Source organism: Streptococcus sp. KHUD_014 (genome assembly GCF_051106275.1).
GTDB lineage: Bacteria > Bacillota > Bacilli > Lactobacillales > Streptococcaceae > Streptococcus.
Map to the genome: position 1 here is coordinate 89,281 of NZ_CP193666.1, position 16,418 is coordinate 105,698.

The 16,418-nt window shown below is 41.0% G+C and carries 31 protein-coding genes; all 31 read left to right on the plus strand.

Annotated elements, in window-relative coordinates:
- Positions 1-36: 36 nt before the first annotated feature.
- Entirely contained in the window at positions 37-537 is a 501-nt protein-coding gene (locus ACORHT_RS00420) for a GNAT family N-acetyltransferase (protein ID WP_434350254.1), read from the plus strand.
- A gap of 4 nt (positions 538-541) precedes the next feature.
- The gene (gene nrdG, locus ACORHT_RS00425) at positions 542-1,138 is read left to right on the plus strand and encodes an anaerobic ribonucleoside-triphosphate reductase activating protein (protein WP_434350255.1); all 597 of its coding nucleotides are present in this window, start codon (positions 542-544) and stop codon (positions 1,136-1,138) included.
- On the plus strand, positions 1,135-1,749 hold the full coding sequence (locus ACORHT_RS00430) for a uridine kinase family protein (RefSeq protein WP_434350256.1): 615 nt from the start codon (positions 1,135-1,137) through the stop codon (positions 1,747-1,749). Before nrdG ends, ACORHT_RS00430 begins: the two co-directional genes overlap by 4 nt.
- A gap of 277 nt (positions 1,750-2,026) precedes the next feature.
- The gene (gene rpsJ, locus ACORHT_RS00435; RefSeq protein WP_001284511.1) at positions 2,027-2,335 is read left to right on the plus strand and encodes a 30S ribosomal protein S10; all 309 of its coding nucleotides are present in this window, start codon (positions 2,027-2,029) and stop codon (positions 2,333-2,335) included.
- Between the two features lie 216 nt (positions 2,336-2,551).
- Positions 2,552-3,178 carry a 50S ribosomal protein L3 gene (rplC, locus tag ACORHT_RS00440; RefSeq protein WP_000160197.1) on the plus strand — a complete coding sequence of 209 codons (627 nt, stop codon included), beginning with the start codon at positions 2,552-2,554 and terminating at the stop codon, positions 3,176-3,178.
- 24 nt (positions 3,179-3,202) lie between these two features.
- Positions 3,203-3,826 carry a 50S ribosomal protein L4 gene (gene rplD / locus ACORHT_RS00445; protein WP_000024549.1) on the plus strand — a complete coding sequence of 208 codons (624 nt, stop codon included), beginning with the start codon at positions 3,203-3,205 and terminating at the stop codon, positions 3,824-3,826.
- Entirely contained in the window at positions 3,826-4,122 is a 297-nt protein-coding gene (locus ACORHT_RS00450; protein ID WP_075228993.1) for a 50S ribosomal protein L23, read from the plus strand. Before rplD ends, ACORHT_RS00450 begins: the two co-directional genes overlap by 1 nt.
- 17 nt (positions 4,123-4,139) lie before the next feature.
- Positions 4,140-4,973, plus strand: a complete 834-nt coding sequence (gene rplB / locus ACORHT_RS00455; RefSeq protein WP_075228994.1) for a 50S ribosomal protein L2 — start codon at positions 4,140-4,142, stop codon at positions 4,971-4,973.
- 104 nt (positions 4,974-5,077) lie between these two features.
- The gene (gene rpsS, locus ACORHT_RS00460) at positions 5,078-5,359 is read left to right on the plus strand and encodes a 30S ribosomal protein S19 (protein ID WP_000533766.1); all 282 of its coding nucleotides are present in this window, start codon (positions 5,078-5,080) and stop codon (positions 5,357-5,359) included.
- A gap of 11 nt (positions 5,360-5,370) precedes the next feature.
- On the plus strand, positions 5,371-5,715 hold the full coding sequence (gene rplV, locus ACORHT_RS00465; protein ID WP_049548847.1) for a 50S ribosomal protein L22: 345 nt from the start codon (positions 5,371-5,373) through the stop codon (positions 5,713-5,715).
- A 12-nt stretch (positions 5,716-5,727) separates the two neighbouring features.
- The gene (rpsC, locus tag ACORHT_RS00470) at positions 5,728-6,381 is read left to right on the plus strand and encodes a 30S ribosomal protein S3 (RefSeq protein WP_000529936.1); all 654 of its coding nucleotides are present in this window, start codon (positions 5,728-5,730) and stop codon (positions 6,379-6,381) included.
- Positions 6,382-6,384: 3 nt separating this feature from the next.
- Complete coding sequence (rplP, locus tag ACORHT_RS00475; protein ID WP_000960948.1) at positions 6,385-6,798, plus strand: 50S ribosomal protein L16; 414 nt, start codon at positions 6,385-6,387, stop codon at positions 6,796-6,798.
- 9 nt (positions 6,799-6,807) lie between these two features.
- Positions 6,808-7,014, plus strand: coding sequence for a 50S ribosomal protein L29 (gene rpmC / locus ACORHT_RS00480; RefSeq protein ID WP_000772918.1), 207 nt, complete (start codon positions 6,808-6,810; stop codon positions 7,012-7,014).
- 24 nt (positions 7,015-7,038) lie between these two features.
- Positions 7,039-7,299, plus strand: a complete 261-nt coding sequence (gene rpsQ, locus ACORHT_RS00485; protein WP_000440801.1) for a 30S ribosomal protein S17 — start codon at positions 7,039-7,041, stop codon at positions 7,297-7,299.
- A 25-nt stretch (positions 7,300-7,324) separates the two neighbouring features.
- Positions 7,325-7,693, plus strand: coding sequence for a 50S ribosomal protein L14 (rplN, locus tag ACORHT_RS00490; protein WP_000616545.1), 369 nt, complete (start codon positions 7,325-7,327; stop codon positions 7,691-7,693).
- A 183-nt stretch (positions 7,694-7,876) separates the two neighbouring features.
- A complete protein-coding gene (rplX, locus tag ACORHT_RS00495; protein WP_000497691.1) occupies positions 7,877-8,182 on the plus strand; it encodes a 50S ribosomal protein L24 in 306 nt (101 codons plus the stop codon).
- Positions 8,183-8,205: 23 nt separating this feature from the next.
- Positions 8,206-8,748: a 50S ribosomal protein L5 gene (gene rplE / locus ACORHT_RS00500; RefSeq protein ID WP_000013542.1), complete on the plus strand. Its 543-nt coding sequence runs from the start codon at positions 8,206-8,208 to the stop codon at positions 8,746-8,748.
- 17 nt (positions 8,749-8,765) lie between these two features.
- The gene (locus ACORHT_RS00505) at positions 8,766-8,951 is read left to right on the plus strand and encodes a type Z 30S ribosomal protein S14 (protein ID WP_001085699.1); all 186 of its coding nucleotides are present in this window, start codon (positions 8,766-8,768) and stop codon (positions 8,949-8,951) included.
- Between the two features lie 212 nt (positions 8,952-9,163).
- Positions 9,164-9,562 carry a 30S ribosomal protein S8 gene (gene rpsH, locus ACORHT_RS00510; RefSeq protein ID WP_000245504.1) on the plus strand — a complete coding sequence of 133 codons (399 nt, stop codon included), beginning with the start codon at positions 9,164-9,166 and terminating at the stop codon, positions 9,560-9,562.
- Positions 9,563-9,786: 224 nt separating this feature from the next.
- Positions 9,787-10,323 carry a 50S ribosomal protein L6 gene (gene rplF, locus ACORHT_RS00515; RefSeq protein ID WP_414271112.1) on the plus strand — a complete coding sequence of 179 codons (537 nt, stop codon included), beginning with the start codon at positions 9,787-9,789 and terminating at the stop codon, positions 10,321-10,323.
- Positions 10,324-10,405: 82 nt separating this feature from the next.
- Positions 10,406-10,762, plus strand: coding sequence for a 50S ribosomal protein L18 (rplR, locus tag ACORHT_RS00520; protein WP_000624044.1), 357 nt, complete (start codon positions 10,406-10,408; stop codon positions 10,760-10,762).
- Between the two features lie 17 nt (positions 10,763-10,779).
- Entirely contained in the window at positions 10,780-11,274 is a 495-nt protein-coding gene (gene rpsE, locus ACORHT_RS00525) for a 30S ribosomal protein S5 (protein ID WP_414271113.1), read from the plus strand.
- 13 nt (positions 11,275-11,287) lie between these two features.
- On the plus strand, positions 11,288-11,470 hold the full coding sequence (rpmD, locus tag ACORHT_RS00530) for a 50S ribosomal protein L30 (RefSeq protein WP_000057241.1): 183 nt from the start codon (positions 11,288-11,290) through the stop codon (positions 11,468-11,470).
- A gap of 146 nt (positions 11,471-11,616) precedes the next feature.
- On the plus strand, positions 11,617-12,057 hold the full coding sequence (rplO, locus tag ACORHT_RS00535; protein WP_434350257.1) for a 50S ribosomal protein L15: 441 nt from the start codon (positions 11,617-11,619) through the stop codon (positions 12,055-12,057).
- Between the two features lie 12 nt (positions 12,058-12,069).
- Positions 12,070-13,380 carry a preprotein translocase subunit SecY gene (gene secY / locus ACORHT_RS00540; protein ID WP_434350258.1) on the plus strand — a complete coding sequence of 437 codons (1,311 nt, stop codon included), beginning with the start codon at positions 12,070-12,072 and terminating at the stop codon, positions 13,378-13,380.
- Between the two features lie 155 nt (positions 13,381-13,535).
- Positions 13,536-14,174: an adenylate kinase gene (locus ACORHT_RS00545; protein ID WP_049548845.1), complete on the plus strand. Its 639-nt coding sequence runs from the start codon at positions 13,536-13,538 to the stop codon at positions 14,172-14,174.
- A gap of 117 nt (positions 14,175-14,291) precedes the next feature.
- Positions 14,292-14,510: a translation initiation factor IF-1 gene (infA, locus tag ACORHT_RS00550; RefSeq protein WP_001029883.1), complete on the plus strand. Its 219-nt coding sequence runs from the start codon at positions 14,292-14,294 to the stop codon at positions 14,508-14,510.
- Positions 14,511-14,534: 24 nt separating this feature from the next.
- Positions 14,535-14,651, plus strand: a complete 117-nt coding sequence (rpmJ, locus tag ACORHT_RS00555) for a 50S ribosomal protein L36 (RefSeq protein ID WP_001808836.1) — start codon at positions 14,535-14,537, stop codon at positions 14,649-14,651.
- Positions 14,652-14,668: 17 nt separating this feature from the next.
- A complete protein-coding gene (gene rpsM / locus ACORHT_RS00560) occupies positions 14,669-15,034 on the plus strand; it encodes a 30S ribosomal protein S13 (RefSeq protein WP_000090783.1) in 366 nt (121 codons plus the stop codon).
- Between the two features lie 17 nt (positions 15,035-15,051).
- On the plus strand, positions 15,052-15,435 hold the full coding sequence (gene rpsK, locus ACORHT_RS00565; RefSeq protein WP_001118385.1) for a 30S ribosomal protein S11: 384 nt from the start codon (positions 15,052-15,054) through the stop codon (positions 15,433-15,435).
- A gap of 42 nt (positions 15,436-15,477) precedes the next feature.
- On the plus strand, positions 15,478-16,413 hold the full coding sequence (locus ACORHT_RS00570) for a DNA-directed RNA polymerase subunit alpha (protein WP_070458878.1): 936 nt from the start codon (positions 15,478-15,480) through the stop codon (positions 16,411-16,413).
- Positions 16,414-16,418: the final 5 nt, after the last annotated feature.

Genomic DNA, 16,418 nt, shown 5'->3' on the forward strand with positions numbered 1-16,418 from the left:
AGTCCGCTCTCGCTTTTCTCTTAGTTGGAGGTAAAGATGATACTACGCAGACCAACATTGGCGGATAAGGAAGCTGTTGTAGATATGATAGAGGAGTTTGAAGAGACCCAATCGACCCACAATGGCGGATTTTGGGATATTGAGAATTTCTCTTACGAGGACTGGCTAGAAACTAGCCGAAATAAAGAAATGGGAATAGGATTGCTGGAAAATCGCGTTCCATCAATTCAGTTCGTTTTGTTTGATGAATCAGACCGTGCTTTAGGTTTTTTGAATCTACGGCTGAGACTAAATGAGGGCTTGCTGAATCATGCTGGCCATATTGGCTATTCCATCCGACCGTCTGAAAGAGGCAAGGGTTACGCCAAAGAGTCCCTCCGACAAGGTCTACAAATTGCCAAGAAAAAGAATATCAAACGAGCGCTTGTGACTTGTAGCACGGAAAATCCTGCCAGCCGAGCTGTTATCTTAGCTAATGGTGGGAAGTTAGAGGATGTTCGTAATGGAACGGAACGCTATTGGATAGAGTTGGAGTAGAAGGATGACTTGGAATACACCAAAACCAGGCGAGTGGAAGAGTGAGGAGCTCAGCCAAGGGCGCATCATTGACTATAAGGCTTTTAACTTTGTGGATGGAGAAGGCGTGCGCAACTCCCTTTACGTAGCAGGTTGTATGTTTCACTGCGAGGGCTGTTATAATGTTGCGACCTGGTCCTTTAATGCAGGGATTCCGTACACGCCCGAATTAGAAGAACAAATCATGGCAGATCTGGCCCAACCCTATGTTCAAGGATTGACTTTATTAGGAGGAGAGCCTTTCCTCAATACGGGTATTCTCTTACCTCTCGTCAAACGCATTCGTAAGGAATTGCCAGATAAAGATATCTGGTCTTGGACGGGATACACATGGGAAGAGATGATGCTGGAGACACCTGATAAACTGGAGCTCTTGTCAATGATTGATATTCTTGTCGACGGACGTTATGATAGAAGTAAACGAAATCTCATGCTCCAGTTCCGCGGATCTTCAAACCAAAGAATTATCGATGTGCAAAAATCTCTCCAAAGTGGTCAAGTGGTTATTTGGGACAAGCTTAATGATGGAAAAGAAAGTTACGAGCAGGTGAAAAGAGAATGAATAAAAGAGAGCTTATAAACAGTCTGGTTTCAGAGATAGAGTTAGGGAAAATCAAGACACTTGGTATTTACGGGCATGGAGCATCAGGAAAATCAACGTTTGCTCAAGAATTGTTCCAAGTTTTAGATTCTGAAAATGTAAATTTACTAGAGACAGATCCCTATATTACTTCGGGACGACATTTAGTGGTACCTAAAGAGACACCAGACCAAAAGGTAACAGCATGTTTACCTGTGGCTCATGAACTGGTAAGTTTAGAAAGAGATATTCTTGCTCTGCAAGCGGGTATGGATGTCTTAACAATAGATGAACCTTGGAAGGCTAGTGAGGTCTTATCGGGAGCAAAACCAATTCTGATAGTCGAAGGGATGTCTGTGGGTTTTCTACCCAAGGAACTCTTTGACAAAACTGTCTGTTTCTACACGAATGAAGAGACAGAATTAAAGAGGCGTCTAGCTCGAGATACGACTGTGAGAAATGGCGATGCATCCTTTATATTGGCTAGTCAGCAGATGAGACGAGAGCAGTATCTACGATACTATAAAACAACCGAGTCAATGGCAGATATCTTGGTAGATCAATCAGGAAATCAGTTTATCATCAAATACTGACACTATGTATAGAAGAAAAACTGTAAATTCACTTCCAAGCAGAGGGGGAATTTCGCCATTCATAAAAAGAAAACAGTTTCATCTAAAAAAATAAAAAAATCCTGTCAAATCCCTTGCAATCGCAGGGGCTTTGTGTTATTCTATTATGGTGCTGTAAATTACAGCCTTAGCTTTGATGCAAGAGGTTGCGACACGCTCGGTTGCATTGCCACGCAACGCGCGTCGGTTTTCTTGTGGAGCTAGCCTATTATCTTAAATAGACGAAAAGGAGAAAAAGATGGCAAACAAAAAAATCCGTATCCGTTTGAAAGCTTACGAACACCGTACGCTTGACACAGCGGCTGCTAAAATCGTAGAATCAGCTACTCGCACAGGTGCAGAAGTTGCAGGTCCAATCCCACTTCCAACTGAACGTAGCCTCTACACAATTATTCGTGCGACTCACAAATATAAAGACTCTCGCGAACAATTCGAAATGCGTACACACAAACGTTTGATCGATATCATCAACCCAACTCAAAAAACAGTTGACGCTTTGATGAAATTGGATCTTCCAAGTGGTGTAAACGTAGAAATCAAACTTTAATCTAAAATATAAAAGAGAAGAAGCTGGTGTTTCAATTAAATTGAACACAGACTAAACTCGGTGTGAAAAAGATAAACTTCCTAGTGTCTGCACGACACTGCGTCAGTTTCCTATTTTCACTTCGAGTTTGACGCCCTTTGTATCTTAGACTTGAGCATAAAAAACGCTCGTTAAAAACTTTTTGAATAAAAAATATAGAAAAGGAACTATTTTCTCATGACAAAAGGAATCTTAGGGAAAAAAGTGGGAATGACTCAAATCTTCACTGAAGCTGGCGAATTGATCCCTGTAACAGTTATTGAAGCAACTCCAAACGTTGTTCTTCAAGTTAAAACTGTTGAAACAGACGGATATAACGCTATCCAAGTTGGTTTCGATGATAAACGCGAAGTATTGAGCAACAAACCTGCTAAAGGACATGTAGCGAAAGCTAACACGGCTCCTAAGCGCTTCATTCGTGAATTCAAAAACGTTGAAGGCTTGGAAGTTGGTGCTGAAATCACTGTTGAAACATTCGCAGCTGGAGACGTTGTTGACGTAACTGGTACTTCTAAAGGTAAAGGTTTCCAAGGTGTTATCAAACGCCACGGACAATCACGTGGACCAATGGCTCACGGTTCTCGTTACCACCGTCGTCCAGGTTCTATGGGACCTGTTGCACCTAACCGTGTATTCAAAGGTAAAAACCTTGCAGGACGTATGGGTGGCGACCGTGTAACAATTCAAAACCTTGAAGTTGTACAAGTTGTTCCAGAAAAGAACGTTATCCTTATCAAAGGTAACGTACCAGGTGCTAAGAAATCTCTTATCACTATCAAGTCAGCAGTTAAAGCTGGTAAATAATAAGGAAAGGGGAATACAGTCAAAATGGCAAATGTAACATTATTCGACCAAACTGGTAAACAAGCGGGCGAAGTTGTTCTTAACGATGCAATCTTTGGTATCGAACCAAACCAATCTGTTGTGTTTGATGTGATCATCAGCCAACGCGCTAGCCTTCGTCAAGGAACTCACGCAGTTAAAAACCGCTCAGCTGTTTCAGGTGGCGGACGCAAACCATGGCGTCAAAAAGGAACTGGACGTGCACGTCAAGGTTCTATCCGCTCTCCACAATGGCGTGGTGGTGGAATCGTCTTCGGACCAACTCCACGTAGCTATGCGTACAAACTTCCTCAAAAAGTTCGTCGCCTTGCACTTAAATCTGTTTACTCAGAAAAAGTTGCTGAAAATAAATTTGTAGCCGTTGATTCTCTTGAATTTACAGCTCCAAAAACTGCTGAATTTGCAAAAGTTCTTGCAGCTTTGAGCATCGATTCTAAAGTCCTTGTTATTCTTGAAGAAGGAAACGAATTCGCAGCTCTCTCAGCTCGTAACCTTCCAAACGTGAAAGTTGCGACTGCTACAACTGCAAGTGTTCTTGACATCGCAAATAGTGACAAACTTCTTGTTACTCAAGCAGCTATCTCTAAAATCGAGGAGGTTCTTGCATAATGAATTTGTATGATGTTATCAAAAAACCTGTAATCACTGAAAGCTCAATGGCTCAACTTGAAGCAGGCAAATATGTATTTGAAGTTGACACTCGTGCACACAAACTTTTGATTAAACAAGCTGTTGAAGCTTCATTCGAAGGTGTTAAAGTTGCAAATGTTAACACAATCAACGTAAAACCAAAAGCTAAACGTGTTGGACGTTACACTGGTTTTACTAACAAAACTAAAAAAGCTATCATCACACTTACAGCTGATTCAAAAGCAATCGAGTTGTTCGCTGCTGAAGCTGAATAATCTAAGGAGGAAATATCGTGGGAATTCGTGTTTATAAACCAACAACAAACGGTCGCCGTAATATGACTTCTTTGGATTTCGCTGAAATCACAACAAGCACACCTGAGAAATCTTTGCTTGTTGCTTTGAAGAAACAGGCTGGTCGTAACAACAACGGTCGCATCACTGTTCGTCACCACGGTGGTGGACACAAACGTTTCTACCGTTTGGTTGATTTCAAACGTAACAAAGATAACGTTGAAGCAGTTGTTAAAACTATCGAGTACGATCCAAACCGTTCTGCAAACATCGCTCTTGTACACTACACTGACGGTGTGAAAGCTTACATTATCGCTCCAAAAGGTCTTGAAGTTGGTCAACGTATCGTTTCAGGTCCAGAAGCAGATATCAAAGTCGGAAACGCTCTTCCACTTGCTAACATCCCAGTTGGTACTTTGGTTCACAACATTGAGTTGAAACCAGGTCGTGGTGGTGAATTGGTTCGTGCTGCTGGAGCTTCTGCTCAAGTATTGGGTCAAGAAGGTAAATATGTTCTTGTTCGTCTTCAATCAGGCGAAGTTCGTATGATTCTTGGAACTTGTCGTGCAACAGTTGGTGTTGTCGGAAACGAACAACATGGACTTGTTAACCTTGGTAAAGCAGGACGCAGCCGTTGGAAAGGTATCCGTCCAACAGTTCGTGGTTCTGTAATGAACCCTAACGATCACCCACACGGTGGTGGTGAAGGTAAAGCACCAGTTGGTCGTAAAGCACCATCAACTCCATGGGGCAAACCTGCTCTTGGTCTTAAAACTCGTAACAAGAAAGCGAAATCTGACAAACTTATCGTTCGTCGTCGCAACGAGAAATAATTTAAAACTAGTCGCTTAAGCAACTAGGGCATTCCGCCAGCTCGGTAGCGCTCTTTGAGAGCGCAAGCCGCTGTGGTACAACATTTAAAGGAGAAAAAATAAAAATGGGACGCAGTCTTAAAAAAGGACCTTTCGTCGATGAGCATTTGATGAAAAAAGTTGAAGCTCAAGCTAACGACGAAAAGAAAAAAGTTATTAAAACTTGGTCACGTCGTTCAACGATCTTCCCAAGTTTCATTGGTTATACTATCGCAGTTTATGATGGACGTAAACACGTACCTGTTTACATCCAAGAAGACATGGTAGGTCACAAACTTGGTGAATTTGCACCAACTCGTACTTACAAAGGTCACGCTGCAGACGACAAGAAAACACGTAGAAAATAAGGAGAACATAAATGGCAGAAATTACTTCAGCTAAAGCAATGGCTCGTACAGTACGTGTTTCACCTCGTAAATCACGTCTTGTTCTTGACAATATTCGTGGTAAAAGCGTAGCCGATGCTATTGCAATCTTGACATTCACTCCAAACAAAGCTGCTGAGATCATCTTGAAAGTTTTGAACTCAGCTGTAGCTAACGCTGAAAACAACCTTGGTTTGGATAAAGCTAACTTGGTAGTATCTGAAGCATTCGCAAACGAAGGACCAACTATGAAACGTTTCCGTCCACGTGCGAAAGGTTCAGCTTCACCAATCAACAAACGTACAGCTCACATCACTGTGGCTGTTGCAGAAAAATAAGGAGGTAAAATCGTGGGTCAAAAAGTACATCCAATTGGTATGCGTGTCGGCATCATCCGTGATTGGGATGCCAAATGGTATGCTGAAAAAGAATACGCGGATTACCTTCATGAAGATCTTGCAATCCGTAAATTCGTTCAAAAAGAACTTGCTGACGCAGCAGTTTCAACTATCGAAATTGAACGCGCAGTAAACAAAGTTAACGTTTCACTTCACACTGCTAAACCAGGTATGGTTATCGGTAAAGGTGGTGCTAACGTTGATGCACTCCGTGCAAAACTTAACAAACTGACTGGGAAACAAGTACACATCAACATCATCGAAATCAAACAACCTGATTTGGATGCTCACCTTGTAGGTGAAGGAATTGCTCGTCAATTGGAGCAACGTGTTGCTTTCCGTCGTGCACAAAAACAAGCAATCCAACGTGCAATGCGTGCTGGAGCTAAAGGGATCAAAACTCAAGTATCAGGTCGTTTGAACGGTGCAGATATCGCCCGTGCTGAAGGATACTCTGAAGGAACTGTTCCACTTCACACACTTCGTGCAGATATCGATTACGCTTGGGAAGAAGCAGACACTACATACGGTAAACTTGGTGTTAAAGTATGGATCTACCGTGGTGAAGTTCTTCCAGCTCGTAAAAACACTAAAGGAGGTAAATAACCAATGTTAGTACCTAAACGTGTTAAACACCGTCGTGAATTCCGTGGTAAAATGCGCGGTGAAGCTAAAGGTGGAAAAGAAGTAGCATTCGGTGAATACGGTCTTCAAGCTACAACTAGCCACTGGATCACTAACCGCCAAATCGAAGCTGCTCGTATCGCCATGACTCGTTACATGAAACGTGGTGGTAAAGTTTGGATTAAAATCTTCCCGCACAAATCATACACAGCTAAGGCTATCGGGGTTCGTATGGGATCTGGTAAAGGGGCACCTGAAGGTTGGGTAGCACCAGTTAAACGTGGTAAAGTAATGTTTGAAGTTGCAGGTGTATCTGAAGAGATCGCTCGCGAAGCACTTCGTCTTGCAAGCCACAAATTGCCAGTTAAATGTAAATTCGTAAAACGTGAAGCAGAATAAGGAGAAGGCATGAAACTTAATGAAGTAAAAGAATTTGTTAAAGAACTTCGTGGTCTTTCTCAAGAAGAACTCGCGAAGCGCGAAAACGAATTGAAAAAAGAATTGTTCGAACTTCGTTTCCAAGCTGCTACTGGTCAATTAGAACAAACAGCTCGCTTGAAAGAAGTTAAAAAACAAATCGCTCGTATCAAAACAGTTCAATCTGAAGCGAAATAATAGACTAGGGAAGGAGAAATTTCAATGGAACGCAATAATCGTAAAGTTCTTGTTGGACGTGTTGTATCTGACAAAATGGACAAGACAATCACAGTTGTAGTTGAAACAAAACGTAACCACCCAGTCTATGGTAAACGTATTAACTACTCTAAAAAATACAAAGCTCATGATGAAAACAATGTTGCCAAAGAAGGCGATATCGTACGTATCATGGAAACTCGCCCGCTTTCAGCTACAAAACGTTTCCGTCTTGTAGAAGTTGTTGAAGAAGCGGTCATCATCTAATCAAACCTGAAAGGAGAAAACTGAAATGATTCAAACAGAAACTCGTTTGAAAGTCGCAGACAACAGCGGTGCTCGCGAAATCTTGACTATCAAAGTTCTTGGTGGTTCAGGACGTAAATTTGCAAACATCGGTGATGTTATTGTGGCATCTGTAAAACAAGCTACTCCTGGTGGTGCGGTTAAAAAAGGTGACGTTGTTAAAGCAGTTATCGTTCGTACTAAATCAGGTGCTCGTCGTGCTGATGGTTCATACATCAAGTTTGACGAAAACGCAGCAGTTATCATCCGTGAAGACAAAACTCCTCGCGGAACACGTATCTTTGGTCCAGTTGCACGTGAATTGCGTGAAGGTGGCTTCATGAAGATCGTGTCACTTGCTCCAGAAGTACTTTAATTGGTTGCTCAAAGAAAATTAAAACAAGTCTAGGAAGTAAGACGAAAGCATAACTTAAGTTAGGTGAGTTGAAACTGACGAAGGATTGCTTTGATTTTCGCAGAGCAAAGACAAACAAACTAGTCCCCTGGATTTACCTCCAGGGTGCCCTTATGGGCGTAAGAAAAATCAAGGAGAAACCTAATGTTTGTAAAAAAAGGCGACAAAGTTCGCGTAATCGCTGGTAAAGATAAGGGAACAGAAGCTGTTGTCCTTACTGCCCTTCCAAAAGTAAACAAAGTTATTGTTGAAGGTGTTAACATCGTTAAGAAACACCAACGTCCAACTAACGAGCTTCCTCAAGGTGGTATCATCGAGAAAGAAGCAGCTATCCACGTATCAAACGTTCAAGTTTTGGACAAAAATGGTGTAGCTGGTCGTGTTGGTTACAAATTTGTAGACGGTAAAAAAGTTCGCTACAACAAAAAATCAGGCGAAGTGCTTGATTAATCACGAAGGAAAGGAGAAGTATAATGGCAAATCGTTTAAAAGAAAAATATCTTAATGAAGTAGTTCCTGCTTTGACAGAACAATTCAACTACTCATCAGTGATGGCTGTGCCTAAAGTAGATAAGATCGTTTTGAACATGGGTGTTGGTGAAGCTGTATCAAACGCTAAAAGCCTTGAAAAAGCTGCTGAAGAATTGGCGCTTATCTCAGGTCAAAAACCACTTATCACTAAAGCTAAAAAATCAATCGCCGGCTTCCGTCTTCGTGAAGGTGTTGCGATCGGTGCAAAAGTTACCCTTCGTGGTGAACGTATGTACGAATTCTTGGACAAATTGGTTTCAGTTTCACTTCCACGTGTACGTGACTTCCACGGTGTTCCTACAAAATCATTTGATGGACGCGGAAACTACACTCTTGGTGTGAAAGAACAATTGATCTTCCCAGAAATCAACTTTGATGACGTTGACAAAACTCGTGGTCTTGACATCGTTATCGTAACTACTGCTAACACTGACGAAGAGTCACGTGCATTGCTTACAGGCCTTGGAATGCCTTTTGCAAAATAATATAGGAGGTATAACTAATGGCTAAAAAATCTATGATTGCTAAGAACAAACGCCCAGCGAAGTTCTCTACTCAAGCATACACTCGCTGTGAACGTTGTGGACGTCCACACTCAGTTTACCGCAAGTTTAAACTTTGCCGTGTTTGCTTCCGTGAATTGGCATATAAAGGTCAAATCCCTGGTGTAACAAAAGCATCTTGGTAATATCATGATACAAAGAGCGTAACAACCCCAGCAAAAATAGGAGATTTGGTGCAGGAGCGATGCTCCAAGGCGAATCTATCTTTTTTGCCCAGGTTGTAGCTCGTGTTCAAATGAGATTATCTTGTTTGAATGTGTCAATACTATCTGAGCCCAGCTCAATCATTAACTAGCAAGTGCAACTTGCAAACTACTAGTAAGAGGAGAAAAATAAAATGGTTATGACTGACCCAATCGCAGACTTCCTAACTCGTATTCGTAACGCTAACCAAGCAAAACACGAAGTACTTGAAGTACCTGCATCAAACATCAAAAAAGGGATTGCTGAAATCCTTAAACGCGAAGGTTTTGTTAAGAACGTAGAAATCATCGAAGATGACAAACAAGGCATCATCCGTGTATTCCTTAAATACGGACCAAACGGTGAAAAAGTTATCACTAACTTGAAACGTGTTTCTAAACCAGGACTTCGTGTCTACAAAAAGCGTGAAGATCTTCCAAAAGTACTTAACGGACTTGGAATTGCTATCCTTTCAACTTCAGAAGGTTTGCTTACTGATAAAGAAGCTCGCCAAAAGAACGTTGGTGGAGAAGTTATCGCTTACGTTTGGTAATTGATGATGTGAGAGCGTTAAAAGAATGCAGTGAAAATAGGAAGTTTGTAGCAGGAGCGATGCTCCAAGACAAACTTATCTTTTTCACCAAATTCTTAGCTCGAACTCAAATCAAGATACAAAGTTCTTAGAGCGTGTTCAGTTCAGCTCTTGAACTAAATAAGTATCTTAACCCCGTGAAAACTGGCCGTCATGGCCTGACAATTTAACAGGAGAATAAAAACATGTCACGTATTGGTAATAAAGTTATCGTGTTGCCTGCTGGTGTTGAAATCATCAACAACGACAACGTTGTAACTGTAAAAGGACCTAAAGGAGAACTTACTCGTGAGTTCTCAAAAGATATTGAAATCCGTGTGGAAGGTACTGAAGTAACTCTTCACCGTCCAAACGATTCAAAAGAAATGAAAACTATCCACGGAACTACTCGTGCCCTTTTGAACAACATGGTTGTTGGTGTATCAGAAGGATTCAAGAAACAACTTGAAATGCGTGGGGTTGGTTACCGTGCACAACTTCAAGGAAACAAACTTGTCTTGGCTGTTGGTAAATCTCATCCAGATGAAGTTGAAGCTCCAGAAGGAATTACTTTTGAACTTCCAAACCCAACAAACATTGTTATCAGCGGAATTTCAAAAGAAGTAGTTGGTCAAACAGCTGCTTACGTACGTAGCCTTCGCTCACCAGAACCTTATAAAGGTAAAGGTATCCGTTACGTTGGCGAATACGTTCGTCTTAAAGAAGGTAAAACAGGTAAATAATCTTGAGTGGTTGAGCATCAACCACCAAGCTATTTTCCAACTTTGTGCATAGCACACAATTAAAACTAAAGAGGTGAAAACTGTGATTTCTAAACCAGATAAAAACAAACTCCGCCAAAAACGCCACCGTCGCGTTCGCGGAAAACTCTCTGGAACTGCTGATCGCCCACGTTTGAACGTATTCCGTTCTAATACAGGCATCTACGCTCAAGTTATTGATGACGTAGCGGGTGTAACGCTCGCAAGTGCTTCAACTCTTGACAAAGAAGTTTCAAAAGGAACAAAAACTGAACAAGCCGTTGCTGTCGGTAAACTCGTTGCAGAACGTGCAAACGCTAAAGGTATTTCAGAAGTGGTGTTCGACCGCGGTGGATATCTATATCACGGACGTGTGAAAGCTTTGGCTGATGCAGCTCGTGAAAACGGATTGAAATTCTAATAGGAGGACACTAGAAAATGGCATTTAAAGACAATGCAGTTGAATTTGAAGAACGCGTAGTTGCTGTTAACCGTGTTACTAAAGTTGTTAAAGGTGGACGTCGTCTTCGTTTTGCAGCTCTTGTAGTCGTTGGTGACCACAATGGTCGCGTAGGATTTGGTACTGGTAAAGCTCAAGAAGTTCCAGAAGCAATCCGTAAAGCAGTAGAAGATGCTAAGAAAAACTTGATCGAAGTTCCTATGGTTGGAACAACAATCCCACACGAAGTTCTTTCAGAATTCGGTGGAGCTAAAGTATTGTTGAAACCTGCTGTAGAAGGTTCTGGGGTTGCCGCTGGTGGTGCAGTTCGTGCCGTTATCGAGTTGGCAGGTGTAGCTGATGTTACATCTAAGTCTCTTGGCTCAAATACTCCAATCAACATTGTTCGCGCAACTGTTGAAGGTTTGAAACAATTGAAACGCGCTGAAGAAGTTGCTGCCCTTCGTGGTATTTCAGTTTCTGATTTGGCATAAGAAAGGGGATAAAATGGCTCAAATTAAAATTACTTTGACTAAGTCTCCAATCGGACGCATTCCATCACAACGTAAAACTGTTGTAGCACTTGGACTTGGCAAATTGAACAGCTCTGTTATTAAAGAAGATAACGCTGCAATTCGTGGTATGATCACTGCAGTATCTCACTTGGTAACAGTTGAAGAAGTAAACTAATTAAATGTTAGGGGATGTGCAGTATACCATCCCCTAAAACTAGATATAGTCATCTTTGATGACAAAGGTATAGGCGAGTTGATAGGAGAGACAACCTTTTCTCTCTTATCGGCGCTAGCATTTTACAAAAGAGGAGAAAATATATAATGAAACTTCATGAATTGAAACCTGCAGAAGGTTCTCGTAAAATTCGTAACCGTGTTGGTCGTGGTACTTCATCAGGTAACGGTAAAACATCTGGACGTGGTCAAAAAGGTCAAAAAGCTCGTAGCGGTGGCGGAGTTCGCCTTGGTTTTGAGGGTGGACAAACTCCATTGTTCCGTCGTCTTCCAAAACGTGGATTTACTAACATCAACGCTAAAGAATACGCAATTGTTAACCTTGACCAATTGAACGTCTTTGAAGATGGTGCAGAAGTAACTCCAGTTGTTCTTATCGAAGCAGGAATTGTTAAAGCTGAAAAATCAGGTATCAAAATCCTTGGTAACGGTGAGTTGACTAAGAAATTGTCTGTGAAAGCAGCTAAATTCTCTAAATCAGCTGAAGAAGCTATCACTGCTAAAGGTGGTTCAGTAGAAGTCATCTAAGAGAGGTGACCTATGTTTTTTAAATTATTGAGAGAAGCTCTCAAGGTTAAGCAGGTTCGATCAAAAATTCTTTTTACAATTTTTATCGTTTTGGTCTTTCGTATCGGGACTAGCATTACAGTTCCATGGGTCAATGCCAACAGCTTGAATGCTTTGAGTGGTCTATCTTTTCTAAATATGTTGAGCTTGGTGTCTGGTAATGCCATGAAAAACTTCTCAGTTTTTGCACTTGGTGTTAGTCCATACATTACTGCTTCTATCGTTGTCCAGCTCTTACAAATGGATTTATTACCAAAGTTTGTGGAGTGGGGCAAACAAGGGGAAGTTGGTCGTAGAAAGTTGAATCAAGCAACTCGTTACATTGCCCTTGTACTTGCATTTGTGCAATCTATCGGGATTACAGCTGGTTTTAATGCTTTATCTGGAGCTAAACTCTTGACTGTTCCTCTAACACCACAAGTTTTTCTTGTGATTGGAGGGATCCTAACAGCAGGCAGTATGATTGTTACTTGGTTGGGTGAACAGATTACTGATAAGGGATATGGGAATGGTGTTTCTATGATCATCTTTGCAGGGATTGTTGCTTCAATTCCTGATATGATCAAGGGCATCTATGTCGACTATTTTGTCAACGTACCAAGTGACCGCTTGAACTCATCTCTCATTTTTGTTGCTATCTTAATCGTAGCAGTCTTATTGATTGTTTACTTTACAACTTATGTGCAACAAGCAGAATATAAGATTCCAATTCAGTATACCAAGGTAGCGCAAGGTGCTCCATCTAGTTCATATCTTCCTTTGAAGATTAACCCTGCTGGAGTTATCCCGGTTATCTTTGCAAGTTCCATCACAGCAGCACCAGCAGCAATTTTGCAATTTGTTAGTGCATCTGGACTGGATTGGGCTTGGGTTCGTACAGCTCAGGAGTTGTTGTCGACAACAGCGCCAACAGGTATTGCTCTATATGCTTTGCTGATTATTCTCTTTACATTCTTCTATACCTTTGTACAGATTAATCCTGAGAAAGCAGCAGAGAATTTACAAAAGAGTGGTGCTTACATTCACGGTGTCCGTCCTGGTAAAGGGACTGAAGAATATATGTCAAAACTTCTTCGTCGTCTTGCCACAGTCGGCTCACTCTTCCTTGGTGTGATTTCTATTTTACCGATTGTAGCTAAGGATGTCTTTGGTCTTTCAGAAGTCGTTGCTTTTGGAGGTACCAGTCTCTTGATCATTATCTCAACAGGTATTGAAGGAATCAAACAATTGGAAGGTTATCTATTGAAACGTAAATATGTTGGTTTCATGAATACAACAGAATAATTGTAATAGAAAATAAAATTCACTATTGCTCAGAGAGTGGAGTGTAAAAATCAAAGACCTTGTCAGATTTTTTACTCCTCTCTTCTATTTTGTTCTTAAATAGGAGTTGAAATGAATTTTTGCTTCTATTTAAAAACAAAAAAGGAGTTTGAATCATGAATCTTTTGATTATGGGATTGCCTGGTGCAGGTAAGGGAACACAAGCAGCTAGAATTGTGGAACAATTTCATGTAGCTCATATCTCAACAGGAGATATGTTCCGTGCTGCGATGGCTAACCAAACTGAAATGGGTGTTCTAGCCAAGTCATACATTGATAAGGGTGAGTTGGTTCCAGATGAAGTTACAAACGGAATCGTTAAAGAACGTTTGGCTCAAGGTGACATTAAGGAAAAAGGATTCCTCTTAGACGGTTTCCCTCGTACCATTGAACAAGCTCACGCTTTGGATCAAATTTTGGTAGACCTTGGTCTTGAACTTGAGGGTGTGATCAATATTGAAGTAGATCCATCATGCCTACTTGAACGTTTGAGTGGTCGCATCATTCACCGTGAAACTGGCGAAACTTTCCACAAAGTTTTCAATCCACCAGTTGATTACAAAGAAGAAGACTACTATCAACGTGAAGATGACAAACCAGAGACAGTAAAACGTCGTTTGGATGTCAATATTGCCCAAGGTGAACCGATTATTGCTCACTATCGTGCTAAAGGTTTGGTACATGATATCGAAGGCAATCAAGATATCAATGATGTATTTGCAGATATCGAAAAAGTATTGACAAAATTGAAATAAAAGCGTTTTTCATGCTTGCAAAATGTCTCTACAAATGTTATACTGAGTTAGTCTGACTTATAATTGTTGTCTCTGTGTCTAGAGGCATCAAATCGAAATTTATGGAGGTACTTTTGCGTGGCAAAAGACGATGTGATTGAAGTTGAAGGCAAAGTAGTTGATACCATGCCGAATGCAATGTTTACGGTTGAACTTGAAAATGGACATCAGATTTTAGCAACAGTTTCTGGTAAAATTCGTAAAAACTATATTCGTATTTTAGCGGGAGATCGTGTTACTGTCGAAATGAGTCCATATGACTTGACACGTGGACGTATCACTTACCGCTTTAAATAATCGAAAAACTTGGAGGGATAAGAAATGAAAGTAAGACCATCGGTCAAACCAATTTGCGAATACTGTAAAGTAATTCGTCGTAATGGTCGTGTTATGGTAATTTGCCCAGCAAATCCAAAACACAAACAACGTCAAGGATAAGATAGAAAGGAGAAAACATGGCTCGTATTGCTGGAGTTGACATTCCAAATGACAAACGCGTAGTAATTTCATTGACTTATGTGTACGGTATCGGACTTCCAACATCTAAGAAAATCTTGGCAGCTGCTGGAATTTCAGAAGATGTACGTGTTCGCGATCTTACACCAGATCAAGAAGATGCTATCCGTCGTGAAGTGGATGCAATCAAAGTTGAAGGTGACCTTCGTCGTGAAGTTAACTTGAACATCAAACGTTTGATGGAAATCGGTTCATACCGTGGTATCCGTCACCGTCGTGGACTTCCTGTCCGTGGACAAAACACTAAAAACAACGCTCGCACTCGTAAAGGTAAAGCTGTTGCGATTGCTGGTAAGAAAAAATAATATAGGAGGTAAAAGTCTTGGCTAAACCAACACGTAAACGTCGTGTGAAAAAGAATATCGAATCTGGTATTGCTCATATTCACGCTACATTTAATAACACTATTGTTATGATTACTGATGTGCATGGTAATGCAATTGCTTGGTCATCAGCTGGTGCTCTTGGTTTCAAAGGTTCTCGTAAATCTACACCATTTGCTGCTCAAATGGCTTCAGAAGCTGCTGCTAAATCTGCACAAGAACACGGTCTTAAGTCAGTTGAAGTTACTGTTAAAGGTCCAGGTTCTGGTCGTGAGTCAGCTATTCGTGCTCTTGCTGCCGCTGGTCTTGAAGTAACAGCAATTCGTGATGTGACTCCAGTGCCACACAATGGTGCTCGTCCTCCAAAACGTCGCCGTGTATAATCATAACCTTACACTGCTTTTCGTTTAAGAGGGAGTAACTAAATGATCGAGTTTGAAAAACCAAATATAACAAAAATTGATGAAAATAAAGATTATGGCAAGTTTGTAATCGAACCGCTTGAACGTGGTTACGGTACAACACTTGGTAACTCTCTTCGTCGTGTACTTCTAGCTTCTCTTCCAGGGGCTGCAGTTACATCTATCAATATCGAAGGTGTATTGCATGAATTTGATACAGTTCCGGGTGTTCGCGAAGACGTGATGCAAATCATTCTGAACATCAAAGGTATTGCAGTAAAATCTTATGTTAAAGACGAAAAGATCATTGAACTAGATGTGCAAGGTCCTGCTGAAATTACAGCTGGAGATATCTTGACAGATAGCGACATTGAAATTGTAAATCCAGATCATTATCTCTTTACAATCGGTGAAGGTTCTTCTCTAAGAGCGACAATGACTGTTAACAGTGGTCGTGGATATGTACCTGCTGATGAAAATAAAAAAGATAATGCACCAGTTGGAACACTTGCTGTAGATTCTATTTATACACCAGTTACAAAAGTCAACTATCAAGTTGAACCTGCTCGTGTAGGTAGCAATGATGGTTTCGACAAATTAACCCTTGAAATCTTGACTAATGGAACAATTATTCCAGAAGATGCTTTAGGGCTTTCAGCACGTATCTTGACAGAGCATCTTGATTTGTTTACAAATCTGACAGAGATTGCTAAGTCAGCAGAAGTGATGAAAGAAGCTGATACTGAATCGGACGACCGTATCTTGGAACGTACGATTGAGGAACTTGACTTGTCTGTGCGTTCATACAACTGTTTGAAACGTGCCGGTATCAATACTGTGCATGATTTGACAGAAAAATCTGAAGCTGAGATGATGAAAGTAAGAAATCTTGGACGCAAGAGTTTGGAAGAAGTGAAAGTCAAACTCATTGATTTGGGTCTTGGATTAAAAGATAAATAAAGGAG